Source organism: Membranihabitans marinus (genome assembly GCF_021729155.1).
Taxonomy (GTDB): Bacteria; Bacteroidota; Bacteroidia; order Chitinophagales; family Saprospiraceae; genus Membranihabitans; species Membranihabitans marinus.
On record NZ_JAJQYA010000040.1, the window covers coordinates 29387 to 44941 of the forward strand.

Genomic DNA, 15555 nt, shown 5'->3' on the forward strand with positions numbered 1-15555 from the left:
TACAGCTTATTCAGCCAAAACCCCATAGATATTAAAAGAAAAAACCAGTGGTGACTACCAATCGATATGGTCGAGGATTTTCTTTTTCGTAAAAGTATTTATGTACCATTTTTTCATAGGAACATCTGATAAATACTGCCTTGTATTGGAGGCCTAGAGCAACATTCCAATAAAGGGACAGGGTACTTAAATTACCGTGTTGATCCTTAAAATAATCACTTGAATTGATGATGTGATCAGCTATGACTCCTCCACCGAAAGTTGGCCTCAATTTCTTGTCCACAAATAGCCGCTGTTCCAGATTAAATTTTCCTGAAATAAACGTCAAGCCATCGCCACTCTTGCCGGAAGTCGACAAATTGGAAAGAGAATGATCGATCTTTATATCACTGTAACTAAGTCCAAACAACATCCAAAATGATTTGTCACCTATTCTGGCATCGATACCGGCTCGATACCCAATATTTAATGCAGATAACTGGTCATCTTCTACATCAAAATTCATAAAAGTAGGCCCTACATAGACCGTCGCTCCACTTTGAGCATTACCAGATATTAAACAACATAATCCTAGGGTAAACATTATGAATGTTTTCATATATTTATTATTTATACAAGGTTGTAAAATCAATTATTTAAGCAACTAAACTAAACGTTTTACCAAAATATTGGGCAGGTCATTAAATTTAACTTAAATTACTCAATGATTTGCATTTATACATTTGAATGATTGTTATTAAATACAATTTTGCAAATATTATATATATTTTTGGAAGTATTTAACCAACTGAACTTTAATTTTTGAATTTGACCTTCCTCTACCAATTTCCTCCTCAAGTCGGGTTGTGTGGATAAGTCATACATCGCTTCGGACACTTGATCAGGATTTTGGGGATCTACCAATACAGCAGCAGAACCGGCCACCTCGGGCAATGATGTGGTATTGCTACAAATTATTGCAGTTTTGGCATGCATGGCATCTAGTAAAGGTACGCCAAAACCCTCCCAATTAGAGATATAACATAGTGCAGTGGCTCGACAGAGTAATGACCACAGCGACACGTCGTCTAAGTAACCTGTAAATATAATTCGATCTGCAAACTTCGATTCCTTGGCCATCTTCATAATATCGTCTGTCATCCAAGCATTGCGACCAACTAAAACCAAATGGTACAGCCCGCTTTCATCCTTTTCACAAAAACGATTAAAGGCGTCAATTAACAATTCAATATTTTTACGAGGATGAATACTTCCGGTGTAGATAAAATATTTATCCGCAGTGACCTTGTATTTAGATAATACATTTTCATCTATCTCTATCTGTTTTTTCTCAAACCTCGAGCCATTGTAGACCACGTCGATCTTAAAATTGGACAAACCATATTGTTGTATTAAATCCTGTTTTGAAAATTCAGAAACAGTAATGATTTGCTTGGCTTTATGAGCAAATTTTTCTTGAAAATTTCGATAATACCACAAAGCCCTGCTAGGAATATAGGTGGGATAGTGCAAATAGGCCAAATCGTGAATGCACAGGACCGTGGGCACCTTGGTGTAGAGAGAACAAAACCCGTCTAATGAAAGGAATATATCGGCATCCCATTGACTGAGGTAAAAGGGCATGGTGATTTCAAACCAAATCATATAGAGTAAAGGGTGACGTGCTGGAGGATAGATCACGCGATATTCCACACCGGGGATCAACATTTCCTTATCAGGTTTTTGATCAAATAAAACGAGGTAATCGTTATCTGGATATGTGGTGACCATATTTTTCAGTACTTCAAAAGTAAAATAGCCTACGCCCTCCAATTTATTTTTAATCAATACTCTGCCATTTATGGCTATTCGCATCTTAAGTTTATTTTTACAAAACTAAATACTTAAATCTATGGAAAAGAAAATTTCTACGCTAATTTTCGATTTTGGAAATGTCATTATCGATATCGATATGTCCTCTACGATAGACGCCATCACAAAGCTGACCGAGGTAGATTTTGAAGCTATTTTTCGCCAGGATGAAAGTGTATTTATTCAGTACGAGAAAGGTCTTATTTCGACGGAAGCTTTTATTAACCATATTATTAGACTGAGTAAAAAACCCATTCACGCCAATGAAATTGTTGCCATTTGGAACTCAATATTGTTAGATATTCCACCCATAAGATTGAAAATATTGGAAGATTTAAGTCAACGCTACCAATTGTATTTATTGAGTAATACCAATACTTTGCACATTCAGTGGGCACATAGGTATATGAAGAGAAAGTACAATGTTGACAATTTTGAAACTAAGTATTTCAATCAAGTGTTTTACAGTCATCAGCTCAAAGCGCGCAAGCCCGATCAAGAGATTTATAAAATGGTCAATGACCGTATCGGTGTCGATAAAGAAGAAATATTATTTATCGATGACTTAAAGGAAAATGTTACGGCTGCCCAAGACTTTGGATGGAATAGCGTGTTGCATCCGGCTCAAGGGGACTTAAAAATCACTTTAGCGGGTTTGTAACCTTGTAATGTTAGTGTAGTTATGACAGATAAAGAAAAAGCATTGCAGAGGATGCAGAAATACTGCGCTATACAAGATCAATCCGTCCAAAAGGTAAGAGAAAAGCTTTTTGCCATTGAAGCACTTACTGATGAGGAGAGAGAAAGTATAGTGGATGACTTGTTGGATGATAAATTTTTGGATGATCTTCGTTTTGCTAAAAATTACGTCACTTCCATGATCAATCAAAAAAGGTGGGGAAAGTACAAAATTATTCAAGGATTACACCGTCATAAAATAGCTTCCAACCATATAGATGCTGCAATAAAAACCATTGACTCATCTATTTATTTAAATAATTTAGAACACCTTTATCAAATTAAAAAGAATTATACCGAGGATAAACATAAAATAATTCGTTTTTTACAGCAGAAAGGATACGAAATTCAAGATATATTCAAATTTCTAAGTTGAAAAATTGCTATATTTTTTTAACTTTGAGGGGTTGCAATAACCCAAAACCTTAAACCCAATGAAAAAACTGATTGTAATTTTGACGATCTTATGGTTTGTCGGTTGGGGCTATTGGTTTTTATATGAACGAGGGCATGTTATTACTACCAAGCAAAATGTCAATCAAGCTACTCTAAACCAATCAACAACCGCCAAAGAAGCCCCTCTAACTAATAATGATACAAAAGACAAATCTTCAAATGATGAGGAAGTAGGTACTCTTAAGATTACCAAAAACCAAAGTTTTGAAGAACAGATAATATCGAGTATCGACAGTTTGAAATCAGGTCAATTGATTCAACTCATCTCATATTATGATGAAAATGAAGAATATCAAGGAAAATATGAGAATAAGGGGATTGAGCGATCGATAAAACGATTATCAAAAATTGAGGACAAATACATAGATTCTTTGATTTTTGCAGTAGGATTGAAAGCCATTGAGGAAGACTCCATAAATGTGGATAGTTTTTATCAAATTAAAATTTTTAATAAAGAACAACCCCTACAAGAGATCAACCCTAAAAGGTTTTTTATCTTTTTCCCATATGCTTCTGACAATGAAGTAGCGGCGAGTAAAATTGAAGAAATCATTGATTCATTGTCAAACGTATGGCAGGGTCAATCTTTTGATTATTTAATATTGGGACATACCGATGACCAAGCCACCGAGTCAACTAATTATTTATTGGGAGTCAATCGAGCCAAGTCATTACAACAAAAACTCGCGAATGCCGGTATTCCCAAGGACAATATAAAGATATTATCAAAGGGAGAAAACGAACCTATCACAACCAATTTAAAGGCAGAGGGTCGTTATTTGAACCGTAGGGCAGAGATTATCCTTCGCAGCAAATAAAAATATATGGCAATAATGTTCTACAATTACATAATAAATATCTTAAGCTTAGAACTGGTCCAAACGAGGGAACTTTGGATCGATGTATTGGTATATGTTGCTATGGCATTGGGTTTTCTCATATTGGGTTACTTTTTGTACAAAGTATATAATGAAAAGCGAATCAAAGACTTAGAGAATGAAATATTAATGGACAAAGATCGACTCGAAAGAAGAATATCCATTCTGGAGAGAGAACTTCAACATAAATACACCAAAGAAGATGAATTGCTAGTCATCATAAACAATTTGAAACAAAAATTATCTAAAGCCAAATTCGATGACGACAGTACAGATTGGCATTTCGAATTGTATTCACATATTTCAACTCGGAAATCTAAAGATGAGGAAGAATAATTAGGGTTGGTCTAATTATCCAGTTATTTTTCTTTTATAAGTATCTTCCTATTCAGTAGGGGTTAATACCAAGTGAATTTATAGAAACACATGATCCAAATAAGGGAGCTTATTGGGATAATCGGTATTGTAGTGCAATCCTCTACTTTCCTTTCTATAGGCAGCCGATTTGGTAATTAAATAGCCAATAGTAATTAGATTTCTCAATTCACCCAATTGCGGGGAAGGCGTCGTGGTTTTGTACAACTGTTCTACTTCTTCGTGCAAAGTAGTCAAGCGATGTAGGGCTCGCTCCAATCGAACATCAGTCCGCACTATTCCCACATAACTACTCATTATTTCCTTTAACTCCTTTATACTTTGGGTGATCAAAACCATTTCCTCAGGTTCTGTTGTCCCATGAGCATCCCATTCTCTGATAGAATCTAAAATCTTATAGTCATCGATTCGGCCATTGATATGATGAGCAATTCGCTGTCCAAAAACCATACCCTCTAATAAGCTATTGGAAGCCAATCGATTGGCACCATGTAAACCAGTGCAAGTAACCTCTCCACATGCATAGAGTTGTTGTATCGAAGATTGACCGTATTCGTCCACCAAAATACCGCCACATATGTAGTGACAAGCAGGAGTAACTGGTATATAATCCGTCAAAGGATCTATACCCAATGATTTGCATTTGGCATAAATCGTTGGAAAATGTCTCATAAATCCATCTGCATCGAGGTGGCGACAGTCCAAATAAACATAATCCCAACCGTGAATCTTCATTTCTCTATCGATGGCCCGTGCCACAATATCCCTGGGTGCTAAAGATCCTCGTTCATCGTATTTCTCCATAAAGGATTTACCGTCCAAGGTTTTCAATATTGCACCATAGCCTCTGACTGCTTCTGAAATTAAGAAATCGGGCTTTTCCCCTGTGGGATTAAACAATGAGGTGGGATGAAACTGTACAAATTCCATATCTTTTACCGTTCCTTTGGCTCGATACATCATAGATATGCCATCACCCGATGCCACGACAGGGTTGGTAGTATTGCGATATACTTGACCCGCTCCACCAGTAGCCAATATGGTTACTTTGGCAAGGTATGGTTCTATATCTGCGTGATTTTCTTTTTCCATCACATAGGCTCCGTAACAAGTGATGTCAGGGGTAGCCTTAGTGACCACCATACCGAGATGATGCTGAGTAATCAAATCCAAAGCGAAAGCATTTTCATAAACAGTAATATTGGGATAATCACTTCCTTTTTCAAGAATAGCACGTTGGATTTCCCATCCTGTTTTATCTTTAAAGTGCAAGATCCTATTTTCTGAATGACCTCCTTCTCTCCCCAAATCATAGGCCGATCCAGAAAGATCTTTATCGAAGCGAGCCCCCCACTCTATCATTTCACGCACTCTTGTGGGACCTTCCGTAACTACTATATCCACTATTTTGGGATCACACAGACCATCGCCAGCATCCAGAGTATCAGCTATGTGTTTTTCGAAATCATCTACTTCGTGGTTCCATACCGAAGCCACACCGCCTTGGGCCCAACTGGTATTGCTCTCACCTTTCTTCGTCTTGTTCAATACGGTAATGGAAAGATCCGGTCGCAATTCGGCTAAGTTAATGGCTAAAGTCATGCCGGCTACGCCTGAACCAATAATGAGTATATCTTGCTTTTTCATTTTAGATAATTAATCGAAAAATGGTGAAAGTTAAACATTTAACACGAAAAATAATAAATCATAACATAAAACTGGGAAGACTTAGTATTTTGAGACCATCTCTTTATACAATTGATGTGGAATCAATTATTTCAGCTACTTCATAGATCTTTGTCTATCTGTTCAACCTACGGCATAATTAAACAAGTCTATAATAGAGAATCAAAACCTTACACCCTAGTTTAATGCTATACTTTATTTGAAATCAGAATTTCTTGAATTATTTTCAGTAATTTTTCTATCGAGAAATATAACTATCCATCTCAGAAATTCATCTATTATATAATAACTTATTTATATAATTAAAAACTACAATATCATCTTTCGATTAGGATTTATATTAAAAAAATATAAATATTATTGCAAATAAGTAGAAATAAATATTGAAATTCAATATTTATTTTTAAATTAGCTAACAGAATACTAGTAATTCGAATTTACCCCTATCTATTTAAGCTAACCTACCAAAAGACACTATAAGAAGACAACTCTATTCTTTTTTCGAAAAATAGAGAGTTTGAATATAGTTCAATACCCCTTTCATACTATATGATAAGAAACAATCAGATGATTCTGTGTGGAAGCATCGCGAATTGAAAAAACTGAGCAATAGCATTCATCAATCCTATTATACAGTCAATTTGTAATAGGCTGTCAATATGTTTAATGAATAGTGGGAATTTTCTTAAAAACCACTAAAAAAAGAAGTAAGAACAAACATTTAAAACTATTTGCATATGAAAGAGTCAACCAGAAAAAGAACAAATGATTTTATAAAATACCTGCTTCCTCAAGAAAAGACCTATAATCAATTGCCCCTCAACAACTAAAATTAGGCTGGATAGCCAAATACTACAATTGAAATATTGACCTTAACCAAGATTAAAATTTCCTTTTGTGTCATATAAATACTCAAAAAAGGAAAGTGTAATTAATAGGAAAATACTGACCGTATCAAATACAAACTATAAGATACTAAAGTCCTATAGACTGTATATTTTCTCACTAAAATCAAGACAAATGTTTAAGATTATTGATAATTTTTATAAAAATCCAGATCAAATAAGGGATTTCGCCCTGAATTGTAAATATAAAAAACCAGTATCTACTAAATGGAAGGGATTGAGGTCGGTTGAAAAACACCCCGAAACCAAACCGACTCTGTACCAAATAGCCAAATACTTGCAACTTGAAGGCAAACCGGATTGGAATCAAATTGAAATTTCCGATAACTTTTGGCAAAGAGCCTCAGTAGGACTGTTTACCACTTTATACGATGGTCAAGAGGACAATATTCACTTCCACTACTTTACAGGCAGATGGTCGGGAGTTTGCTATCTTAGCCCGCCAGAACTTTGTAAAGGTAAAATTGCCCTATCGTTCTACCGTCACCTTACTAGAAACATAGAGACCGCTCAATATCTAGATAAGAATGAATTGCAGGAAATTAAAAAAGAAACGGCCGATCCCAATTTATGGATGACAACCCATGAAATCGATATGAAGTACAATAGGATGGTTGTCTTTGATGGTCAATATTTTCATAAAGCTTGCAATGGATTTGGCAGCTCTCCAGACAATTGTAGGCTAACTCAATTATTCGGATTCAATATGTAGTATTGCTTCACACTTGTAATTATACCAAATAAAATTAGCTAGTCAAGATTCCGGGAAGTCAATCCCAAATAGATGGCGACCACTATGATCTAAATTTAAATCGACACCTTGATGAATTTTTATCAAGTCATCTCTATCAATTTATCCTACAACACTGGCATCACAGCTAATGATTAAACTTCATATCAAATCCGAATAAACTATAAAAACTATTTATTACCAACCACTTACTACCTTGCTTTTTAAAATATTTCGCACTCAGTTTTTTAGTAAATGCATACATCTTGCCCTCCAATAAAATTACAAACAGGAACTACCTTTTAATTAAAAGACCGTCCCTGTTTGATATTATTAAATCCTCTTTATATTCTGGACTAATATCCTTCAGTCTGAATCATTCCCGATGCTTCGATTTCACTGGCGGGAATAGGATAAATGGTCTCTGGTGAAGTAGCTGATATATTTAAATTGTTTACATTAATTCCAGTATTGACATGATCGGATTCTGGCCGAAGTATATCATTCCCCCTTCGGATATAATCATAGACTCCGTGGCCCTCCAACGCGAGTTCCTTTCTTCTCTCCTTAGCAATACGCGACAATAAAGCATCACCTCCTTCCTCAACGCGGTGGGCATCAAAGTTAGTAGTTCGTCTGCTTACAATGGAATTTAGAAATTGTCGAGCCTCATCCTCACCATCACCTGCCCCATGAGCACAAGCCTCCGCTGCGATAAGAAAAATCTCTGACAATCGAATGATTGACACATTGTGATTACTTAAACCAGCATCCTCTCCCCGATTGATATATTTGACAAATGCAGCTGTATTTCCCTCTTTATCCTCAGTCAATAGTGCAGCCCTAGGATCTCCTTCATATTCATTTAGTAGATCTATAAAAGTCTGGGTAGCAATTACATCTCCTTGTCCACCGAGACGAAAATCAAATTGAGCTCCTAAGCCGTTGCTGCCCGAAGAATTTTCAGATGTTACATACAACTCAAATATAGACTCACTGGTAAAATCAGTAAATTCATAGCCATCGATATTCATCAAATATGATTCATCTCTCTCAGCCAATATACGCTTACAGTATTTTAGTGCATTATCCCAATCCTGTTTATACAGATAAACCCTAGCGAGCAAACCATGTATCCCTGCTGGTGTAATATACTTTGTACTGCCTTGGCTCCAGGAATTCGCTGACAGCAATGTCTCCGCAACATTAAAATCACTTATAATTTGATCAAAGGTCGCTTCAAGACTACTTCTTTCCGTGACAATAGTTTTTGACGTCAAATTAATAGGTAATCCAAGGTCACTGCCTCCTTCTCGAATCCATGGATAAGTAAATGTACGAGCAAGGTCAAAATAAACCATACCTCTCAACGCCAATGCTTCTCCCTTTATTTGTCTGCGTCTGGCATCATCCCCTTCAGCATCGTCAATATAGTCCAATATTAGATTAAGATTACTGATGACCGAATAGCATTTTTCCCACAAAACCTGTGCACTGCCGTTGTTATTACTACTTTCTTCATATTTGTATTCAGTAAGTTCATAACTGCGGGGATTATACGTGGTTTTAACATATCTAAAATCACTTCCTTTGACAGCAGCTCGCTTATACAATACTCTACCTAAATAACTGGCACTGGAAATTTCATTGTAAGAACCTGTCAATAAATCTTCCAATTTATCCACATAACCCAAAACTAAAGTTTCTGATATGACATGGTCTGGTGTTTGGGTTAGGAAATCTTGATGACATCCCTGATGCAACATAATTCCTGAAACAATAAGAATGGTCTTTATATATTTTATAATAATCATTATGGTATAATTTGTGGTTTTTAAAGATTCAATTGCAATCCCAGTCTTATTTGAAGAGCTGTAGGGGCTTGAAAAAAGTTAATCCCAGAAGAAACCGCCTCTGGATCGTAATCATCCAATTCGGTCAACAACAAAAGATTATTCCCTTGGAGATATAAAGTGCTGTTTTGAAAGGAAAGGAAACCTGGCAAACTATAACTAATTTTTAAGTTCCGAAGTTTTATATAGTCCGCACTGTAAAGATGTCGATTAGACACATCGTTTGAAAAACTAGAATTGCCATTAATTCTAATTGGAATCTCTGAATCTAGGTTATTGGGATTCCATGGATTAAGCTGTGCTACGGTATTGGTATATTGGGGAGAAAATCCATCATCATCTCTTTTAAATGCAGTACGATCGTAAACTTCCCCGCCCCAACCAAAGGTAAATAAAAGGTCTAGGCTAAAGGATTTATAATTCCATTGATTAGAAAATCCTCCCTGGACATCTTGAAATGCATTTCCGAAAATTCTAAAGCCGGCTTCTTGAGCATCAGTAGTTATTTCTCCCGTTCGTTGACCATCGACCAATACGTAATACTGGGCCAATCCATTGGACTGATTGACTCCTGCATAGTCCCTAAGGTAGAATGAATTGATACTTTCACCCTCCTTTATAATCTGAGGATGTTGTCCATTACTAGAACTATAGCTAGGCAACAAATCCCCCTTTAGTTTGGTTACACGATTGGACAACATGGTTAAATTCAACCTCGTTTTCCAAGAAAAATTACTTTTCTGAATGGGATAATATCCCATCTCAACTTCCCAACCTTTATTGAGCATTTCACCGAAATTCTGTAATTGATTACTAAAACCTGTAGTAGCCGACACCGGAATATTAAGAAGAAGATCTTCGGTCTTTTTTGTAAAATATTCGACGGTTAAATTGAATTTTTTAAACATAACGGCATCGAATCCGAAATTAAAATTTTGACTCAATTCCCAAGACAAATCGGGATTGGCCAATTGCCCATAGGTAAGACCAGAAGAACCATCGTACCCATTACCACTCGAATTGAAGAAGGCCAATGCAGCGTAAAATTGAGGAGGAAGGTTGCCATTACTTCCGTAACTTGTTCTAAATTTTAAATAATCCACCGCATTCGACTGAAAAAATTCTTCTTCGGAAGCGATCCACCCCAAAGATACTGACCAAAAATCTCCCCAACGTGAATCTTTACCAAATCGAGAAGAACCATCTCTTCTAAAACTAGCTGTTGCGTAATACTTTTGTTGATAATTGTAATTGAACTGGGAAAAGTAAGACAACAAAGAATAATTTTCAGAATATCCCGTCCATGACCATAGGCTCCCGATACTACTTGACGAAAGGAGATCACTATCCAAGACATCGTAACCAGCATTTCTAATAGACTTCATATTCGAAAGCTGGGATTCCATTCCAAGAATGGCGCCAAATGAATGATGCCCCAATCGCTTATTATAGGTAAGCAAATTGGATGAGGTAAATTGATTTACACTGCTCTGAGCCACATAAAGTACTCCATTCCAGTTACCCCCGCCAGCTCCAAATTCTTTGTTGTCGTAAAGGCTTTCTTCATTGGATTGTTGATCTATTCCAAAGGTCGTTTTAAAACTGAGATCACTAAACAAACTTATTTCAGCAAATACATCTCCCCGCACCCTAAATTCATTGTTTTGGTATTTACCGACTTCTAGAATTCCAATGGGGTTTGCATTTTTTTCTATGGCATTGGGCAAATCCGCTATTCCCTCGTATCCTTCCTCATCGTAAATCGCAGCAGCAGGAGGCAAAACCCTAGCCATATATAGAGGATTAAGTCCTCCAGCATAATCACTGTCAAACTGTGCACTGTTTCTACTTGTTTTAGCTAGTAACAGATTACCTCCCAATCTCAACCATTCCTTGGCCTGATTCTCGAGATTCAACCTCCCAGAATAACGCTCAAAGTTTGTCGTAATAATTTGACCATCTTGATTTAAGTAGTCACCAGATATATAAAACTTGGTTTTTTCTGAACCACCTCGAGCCGAAAGACTATATTTTTTATGCTCACCGGTTCTGTATATGGCTTCTAACCAGTCCGACTCCAAGTCGACCTGTCCGTAGATAGACTGATAATCCAGTAGAGCTTGTTTTTGATAATTCTCATAGAGATTGGGATCAGCATATACTCTTTTAAATTCTCCATTTTCACCGTTTTGAATATACTGATTGATTTGCCCTTCCTGCCACAGATCTTTAAACTGCTGATTGGATATAAGTTCTTCTTGTGTGAGATTGGTAGTTAAACCAAACTCAGCATTAAATGACAAAATAGTTTCACCATTTAATCCCTTCTTCGTAGTAATAATTATTACCCCATTTGCCGCTCTAGAACCATAAAGTGAAGCTGCGGCAGCATCTTTCAATACCGTAATATTTTCGATATCGTCTGGATTGATATTAGCTAATGGATTATTGAATTTAACTGCTCCACTTCCTCCAATTCTTGAGGTTACATCGGTGTTAATGACTACCCCATCCAAAACGTACAAAGGTTGAGTAAGACCGTTAATGGAACCTATCCCTCTAATTTGAACATTGGAACTCCCCCCTGGCTGCCCAGTGACAAATGCATTTACTCCAGCAACATTCCCTTGCAAAGCAGTTTCAAAGCCAGCCGAAGCAGTCTGATTTAAAGTGGCATTATCTATTCTTTCAGCCGATCCTGTAAAATCCCTTTTATTAGAAGAACTATAAGCTGTAACTACGATTTCTTCAATCCCTGTAGCATCCATTTCCAATATGATTTTCAATGGACTGGCCTGATTTACATTTATCTCTTGGGAAATATATCCGATATAAGACACTACAAGGATGTCATGAGATTCTACTTCTATTGCAAAATGACCATCGATATCTGTCACCCTTCCACGATTACTTCCTTTGATCATTATTGTAGCCCCAATCAAAGCTTCTTCTTCTGTATTGATTACTCTGCCAGCAACAGTGATGGGGGGATGAGTTTCATTAGCTGCATCTAAATGGATAATAGCCAAGAAAAAAAATATGGATATATATATAAAGTTATAAGTACTACCAAATGTAAGTATTTTCTCTATGTTGAAAATTTTCATATGTTGTATTTAATTTAAATTATAGTATTAAAAGCCCGTGTGGCATGCTAAAATCTGCATCCACCTACTATTTGACTGAATTTCTCAGCACCCTTTATAGACTTACTCTGAAATTATTACGGCTTAAACAATACCTTGCCAATGCAATGCTATCTCCATGATGGAGTAATTCGATGAAATTTCAATGGCATATTCACTCTAAAAAAACGATGTCAACATCGGATTACTATCTCATAAACATCATAACCCTATTGAAATATTAATTATTCCGGAGAAAACAATTATATTATAACAGAATCAATTAGCAACCTATTAAATAATCTTATATATTGACTATCTTTTTATACTATCAATAGAGAATTTCTATTTCGAGCACAAAGCTAGAATGCATAGACAAAACCCAGTAATGGCGTAACAACGAAGACATTAGAGACTTTTTTCGCGGTCTCGTCCACTATATCTCGACTAAATATATCAACTAATTTTATTTAGATAAGCACATAGAACGACCTAACTTAAATAAAACACTTAAGCTTTGAGCAAAAAGACATGGAATTCATCTGTGAAATGTCATTAAAATAACTATGGCAATAGTCCTTGAGGAGGTCGAAGAATATCTTTGATAAAAGATTGAGACTTCGAAAAGAATATCTGTTTAAAATTAGATATGGCTACTTCAATGTAGTCATATGTGTTTCGAATGACTTTCAATTCACAAAAATAATTACACTCAAATACAATCCCAGAATTCTTATAAGGTTTGGGCTCCATATCCTCTGTCTCCTGCGCCAGCTCTTCATTCAAGTAGCATTTACCGCTACACATTAATATAGGCTGATCTCGATTGACACAAAGGTTTTGAACAATGTATTCGTAATTGATCGCATAATCCAACAATGGGGACAAAGGTTGGAAAAATATAGACAATACAAAGGCCAAGATGAATACGGATTTCAAATTGGACTTAATAATCGATATGTTATATTTCTCTTTTTTCACTATATTATGTTAACAATATAGAACCTCTGTTATTGAGCAGCGAATATACTACTTACCTTTATTGATTCCAAAAAGAATTAAATAAAATTGAAAAAATAAAGATCAAAAATAAATTAAATAAACGACATATTAAATCAGACCTTCTTACTACCTTGGACATCAAAATTGAGAGATAGAATATAAAATGAATTTACTCATTAAGGTATTATTTTGCTTTTTACTTATTTCATGTGTATCACCTAAAGAACACCAGTATGAAGATTTATCTGGAAATCCTGTTTTTTTAGAAGATTTCAAAGGAAAGAAAATTATTCTTCACTTTTGGGCCACAACTTGTAGGCCTTGTTTAGAAGAAATGCCTGTATTACAGGAAATGCACGACTCTTTAAAGCAAGAAAACTTTATAGTTCTATTGGCTTCAGATCAATCGGCGGATGTGATTAAAAAATACACAGAAAACAGCGATTTGGATTTCACTTTTCTTCGATTTACAGGCCCACTACACAAATTAAATGTATATGTCTTACCCACTACTTTTCTTTACAACAGCGAGGGTGAAAAAGTAGATGAGATAAACGGTGCCGTAAAATGGGACGATGCCCAAATATTTAAAAATTTAACTTCTAACCATTTATGATTTCAATGTTAAAAATAAGTGTAGTTGCACTGATTTTAGGAATAGTAGCCTGTACAACACCAGAAAAAGGAGTCCAAAATATTCCGTTTAAGACAACAATAGACAGTTCTCTCCCATTTCTATTTGCCAATAACAATACCCTTCATTTATCCTGGGTGGAAATCGTAAATGATACTACATCAGAAATGCGCACTTCAACTCTAGAGAACAATGTATGGCAAGAATCGGATTTGATAAATCGAGGAAGTCATTGGTTTTTAAATTGGGCTGATTTCCCAATGATCGTAAGTAATAAGGGCAATTTAATGGCCCACAACCTCAAAAAATCCTCAGATAAAAAGTTCGCTTATGATATTGAATTGAATTTAAAACCAGGTAATGCTTCTGAATGGTTACAAGGACAACCACTTCATAATGATTCAACCCCGACTGAACACGGATTTGTTTCTGCCCAACCCTACGGAGACCATTCTTTTTATATAACTTGGCTAGATGGTCGCCATATGGTCGACACAGGATCTAGTTCAGAAATGAATATTCGCGCTGCAGAAGTTGATTTCAATGGCAGGGTTATCAGGGACGATATAATTGACGATAAGACCTGTTCATGCTGTCAGACAAGTATTGCCATCACACAATCAGGGCCAATCGTTGTGTATCGCGATAAAGCAGACGATGACATAAGGGATATTTATATCACCAGGCTAGTCGATGATCAATGGACCACACCACAAGCTATACACCCTGATAGATGGGAAATAAAAGGTTGCCCAGTAAATGGTCCTAAAGCAGATGCCATAGGCGACGATTTAGCAGTAGCTTGGTATACCGCTGTAGATAATCAACCTAAAGTGAAATTGGTTTTTTCCAATGATGGAGGTCAACATTTTGACCCACCCATCATCATAAGTGAAGTCATGCCCTTGGGACGATTAGACTGCATTCAATTAGAAGACAAATCTGCTCTAGTCAGTTGGATGGAAGCGGACGAAGAAGAGGTTTATTTAAAGGCAATAAAAATATACCAAAGCGGAGAGAAATCAAGTCCTATCACCATTTCTCAAATGAATGGTAGTAGACAATCGGGATTCCCTCAAATGGAAAGGTTAGGGAAAATCGTATATTTTGCATGGACAGATATCAAAAACGAATTGAAGTCTATCCAAACCGCAATGGTAAATATTGAGGAGTTTAAATGATATCAATTCTACATGACTCTCCTGTTATACCAAATCCATTTATTAATATCGGTTATATTTCGATGAGACTGTTCAATTAAGTGTGTCTACTTATCTTAGCAAACTATGAAAAAAGAGAAGAAAAACGAAAAGGAAATACTA

Annotated in this window: 13 protein-coding genes; 7 read left to right on the plus strand and 6 right to left on the minus strand. The window is 36.0% G+C overall.

The window, feature by feature from the left end; genetic code table 11:
- Positions 1–31 precede the first annotated feature (31 nt).
- On the minus strand, positions 32–598 hold the full coding sequence (locus LVD51_RS17745) for a hypothetical protein (protein ID WP_236972709.1): 567 nt from the start codon (positions 596–598) through the stop codon (positions 32–34).
- Between the two features lie 116 nt (positions 599–714).
- Positions 715–1854, minus strand: coding sequence for a glycosyltransferase family 4 protein (locus LVD51_RS17750; protein WP_236972710.1), 1140 nt, complete (start codon positions 1852–1854; stop codon positions 715–717).
- A gap of 37 nt (positions 1855–1891) precedes the next feature.
- On the opposite strand from LVD51_RS17750, the gene LVD51_RS17755 reads away from it, so the two are divergent.
- Genes LVD51_RS17755 through LVD51_RS17770 form a run of 4 tightly spaced genes read left to right on the plus strand, consistent with a single transcriptional unit; the run spans position 1892 to position 4259 of the window.
- Complete coding sequence (locus tag LVD51_RS17755) at positions 1892–2512, plus strand: HAD family hydrolase (RefSeq protein ID WP_236972711.1); 621 nt, start codon at positions 1892–1894, stop codon at positions 2510–2512.
- 21 nt (positions 2513–2533) lie between these two features.
- The gene (locus LVD51_RS17760; protein ID WP_236972712.1) at positions 2534–2965 is read left to right on the plus strand and encodes a regulatory protein RecX; all 432 of its coding nucleotides are present in this window, start codon (positions 2534–2536) and stop codon (positions 2963–2965) included.
- Positions 2966–3023: 58 nt separating this feature from the next.
- Positions 3024–3863 (plus strand): OmpA family protein, encoded by an 840-nt coding sequence (locus LVD51_RS17765; protein ID WP_236972713.1) that lies wholly within the window; start codon positions 3024–3026, stop codon positions 3861–3863.
- Positions 3864–3878: 15 nt separating this feature from the next.
- A complete protein-coding gene (locus tag LVD51_RS17770; protein ID WP_236972714.1) occupies positions 3879–4259 on the plus strand; it encodes a hypothetical protein in 381 nt (126 codons plus the stop codon).
- Between the two features lie 78 nt (positions 4260–4337).
- Here LVD51_RS17770 and nadB read toward each other — a convergent pair whose 3' ends face one another.
- The gene (gene nadB / locus LVD51_RS17775; RefSeq protein WP_236972715.1) at positions 4338–5945 is read right to left on the minus strand and encodes an L-aspartate oxidase; all 1608 of its coding nucleotides are present in this window, start codon (positions 5943–5945) and stop codon (positions 4338–4340) included.
- A gap of 1059 nt (positions 5946–7004) precedes the next feature.
- Here nadB and LVD51_RS17780 point away from each other — a divergent pair.
- Entirely contained in the window at positions 7005–7601 is a 597-nt protein-coding gene (locus LVD51_RS17780) for a hypothetical protein (RefSeq protein ID WP_236972716.1), read from the plus strand.
- Between the two features lie 374 nt (positions 7602–7975).
- Here LVD51_RS17780 and LVD51_RS17785 read toward each other — a convergent pair whose 3' ends face one another.
- The 3 genes from LVD51_RS17785 to LVD51_RS17795 all read right to left on the minus strand — a co-directional run bounded on the left by LVD51_RS17785 (position 7976) and on the right by LVD51_RS17795 (position 13578).
- Positions 7976–9433, minus strand: a complete 1458-nt coding sequence (locus LVD51_RS17785; protein WP_236972717.1) for a RagB/SusD family nutrient uptake outer membrane protein — start codon at positions 9431–9433, stop codon at positions 7976–7978.
- 20 nt (positions 9434–9453) lie between these two features.
- Positions 9454–12579: a SusC/RagA family TonB-linked outer membrane protein gene (locus LVD51_RS17790; RefSeq protein ID WP_236972718.1), complete on the minus strand. Its 3126-nt coding sequence runs from the start codon at positions 12577–12579 to the stop codon at positions 9454–9456.
- A 582-nt stretch (positions 12580–13161) separates the two neighbouring features.
- Positions 13162–13578 (minus strand): hypothetical protein, encoded by a 417-nt coding sequence (locus tag LVD51_RS17795; protein WP_236972719.1) that lies wholly within the window; start codon positions 13576–13578, stop codon positions 13162–13164.
- Between the two features lie 184 nt (positions 13579–13762).
- On the opposite strand from LVD51_RS17795, the gene LVD51_RS17800 reads away from it, so the two are divergent.
- Positions 13763–14215, plus strand: a complete 453-nt coding sequence (locus tag LVD51_RS17800; protein ID WP_236972720.1) for a TlpA family protein disulfide reductase — start codon at positions 13763–13765, stop codon at positions 14213–14215.
- Positions 14212–15414 (plus strand): hypothetical protein, encoded by a 1203-nt coding sequence (locus LVD51_RS17805; protein ID WP_236972721.1) that lies wholly within the window; start codon positions 14212–14214, stop codon positions 15412–15414. Before LVD51_RS17800 ends, LVD51_RS17805 begins: the two co-directional genes overlap by 4 nt.
- Positions 15415–15555: the final 141 nt, after the last annotated feature.